Here is a 2628-nt window from a genome sequence, read left to right as displayed (position 1 = left end):
TGTGAACGATCACGTAATTCCCCGGGCCCGGCGTCACGTAATTCCCCAGGTCCTGACCTCGTCCATGTCTACTTGATCGAGGGCTTGTTTGTCTTGTCGGTGCCGCCTCCTCGGGGCCGCTTGTTGGGCCGGTAGCTGGGCCCGTTCATGATCACCTGGTGGCTGGTGTTGATCAGCCGGTCCAGGAGCGACTCGGCGACCACGGGGTTGGGGAAGAGCGGATACCAGTCGCTGGGCGCCCGGTTGCTGGTCAGGATCAGTGACCGGCCCTGCCGCTCGGAGACCAGCTCGTAGAGGTCGTCGGCCTGGGCCGCGGTCAGCTGACGCATCGCGAAGTCGTCCAGGATGAGCACGTCGGGACGTACCAACTCACGCAGCCGGCGGTCCCAGGTGCGGTCCGCGTGGCCGCCGGCCAGGTCCGCCAGGACCCGACTGGTCTTCGCGAAGCGGACGTTGGCACCCTGCCGGATGGCGAGGTGCCCGAGCGCCTGGGCGACGTGTGTCTTGCCGACGCCGACCGGTCCGAACAAAATAACGGACTCCCCGGTGTGCAGCCAGCGCAAGGCCGCGAGGTCACGGATCTGGGCCGCGGGCAGCTTCGGGGAGGCGGCGAAGTCGAACTCCTCCAGGGTGACCTGCTGCTCGAACTTCGCCCGGTGCAGGCGCCGTTGGAAGGCGACGGTGTCGCGGCGGGTGATCTCGTCCTGGCAGAGCGTCTGCAGGAATTCCAGGTGGCCGAGCTCGCCGCCGTGGGCCTGGGCCAGGCGGGCGTCGAGGGTCTCGAGCATGCCCGACAGCTTCAGCGCGCGCAGCGCGTCGCGCAGGGCGGTGTCCATGATGCTCATCACGCCACTCCTTCTTCGTGACGGTGGTCATCACGGTCGTCGTTCGTCATGCCGGGGGTCGTCGCGGTCGCGAAGAGCCGCTTCGGCCCGTGCAGGAACGCGGCGGCTCCGCCGTCGCCGCTGGTCTCGGGGGCGGGGTCGGTCTCGGTGCCGGCGACGAGAATGCCCTTGATGGTGCGGTAGGACGGGTCGCCGACCGCGGTTGCCTTGGCGCAGGCGGCCTCCAGCCGCCCGTCGCCGTACTTCTTGCGCAGACCGATCACGCCCTGGGCGGCGCGGAGCCGGTAGAGCGCGTTGACCTCCAGCAGCCCGTCGATCACTTCGCGGCAGGCGGTGCCGATCTGCGCGGACTGGGTGCGGCACCATTGCGGGGTCCGCATGTGGAAGGCGATCTTCTCGGGTGGGTAGTCGCTGGAGTGGGTGCGTTTGCCCTGCTCAAGTGCCGCATGGGTCTTGACCAGTTCGCCGTCGTGGAAGATCTGCACGAAGGCTTGGGTGGAGCGGACGTCGACGCGCTGGCCGATCAGTTTCCACGGCACCGAGTAGAGGGTGCGGCCCACCTTGATGTGGATGTCGGGGCCGACGGTCGCCGTTGACCAGCGGGCCAGCACGAACGGCGTCTTCGGCAACGGCAGCAAGGTCTCCTGCTCGACGGCCTCGAACACCGACAGCGGAGACGCACCGCCCAAAGGGCGGCACTGCCGCCGCCCGGCGACTTCGGTGCACCACCGGATCGCCTCGGCCTGCATCTGCTCAAGCGAGACGAACTCCCGCCCCCGCCACCACGAATCACGTATATAGGGCATAGGGCGCTCGACGCGAGGCTTGTCTTTTGGCTTCAAAGCGCGAGCTGGATCTACCAACGCGCCGTAATGGGCGGCGAGTTCGGCATACGCCTTGTTGATTTTAGGGTCGTAGAGGTCGGGCTTGTCCACCCCGGTCTTCAGGTTGTCGGGCACCAGCCGCTGCGGCGTCCCGCCGAAGAATCGGAAGGCATCGACGTGGGATTCGGTCCAGGAATGCTGGTCGAGGTGGACGACGGGACGGACGAACATGTGCCGTGAGCAGGGCAGCACCATCACGAACGCCCAGATCCGGTGCCGCTTGCCGGACCGAGGGTTGATCCACTGGCCGAGGAAGCCGTAGTCGATCTGGGCTTCCAATCCCGGCTCGACCTCGTCACGCAGAACGGTGACCTGTGACCGGCGGGTCTCCTCGGGCAGCGTCGCCGATATCCAGCGCCGCAAAGAGGACACCGAAACCGTCAACTCGTGTTCGTCCCGCAGGCGTTGGTGGATCGTGGAGACGGTCACCGTCCCCAGCAGGCTCTTGATGTAATCCCGGTGCTTGTCGATCTCGGGCCAGGTCACCTGCCGCAGCCGGGCGTCGGCCAGCTCGGGGAACCAGCCCTTGATCAGCCCGGCCCAGTCCTCCGGCGTCATCGCCGTGCCGCCCGGGGCCATCCCGGCGGCCTCCGCCGGCGCCAGGTACTTCCTGATCGTCTTGCGGTCCACCCCGAGCGACGCGGCCAGCTCGCTCTTGGAACGGCCCGCATACCAGTGGACGTAGATCTCGGTCACATCGACCACGTTGAACGTTCTCCTTGCCATCGTGCGCTTCCTTCGACCTCGAACCACTGATCGAGGAAGCGTCCGTCATCGCGATGGCCAGGACCTACTACCTGCCACGTCCGTCGTCCCCATGGGGAATTACGTGACCGCGGGGGTGGGGAATTACGTGACGCGGAACCCGCGTCCGGTGGGGAATTTCATGATCGCTCACA

2 protein-coding genes are annotated in these 2628 nt (G+C 67.0%); both read right to left on the bottom strand.

Features of this window, described 5'->3' with window-relative positions; genetic code table 11:
* Window positions 1–68: 68 nt before the first annotated feature.
* Window positions 69–845: an IS21-like element helper ATPase IstB gene (gene istB, locus ABT300_RS43045; RefSeq protein ID WP_351688337.1), complete on the bottom strand. Its 777-nt coding sequence runs from the start codon at window positions 843–845 to the stop codon at window positions 69–71.
* On the bottom strand, window positions 845–2434 hold the full coding sequence (gene istA / locus ABT300_RS43040) for an IS21 family transposase (RefSeq protein WP_351688340.1): 1590 nt from the start codon (window positions 2432–2434) through the stop codon (window positions 845–847). The genes istB and istA overlap by 1 nt, the downstream gene beginning before the upstream one ends.
* Between the last annotated feature and the right edge of the window lie 194 nt (window positions 2435–2628).

Source organism: Streptomyces sp. NPDC001027, assembly GCF_040299045.1.
GTDB lineage: Bacteria > Actinomycetota > Actinomycetes > Streptomycetales > Streptomycetaceae > Streptomyces.
This window is presented reverse-complemented; position numbering and strand designations above follow the sequence as displayed.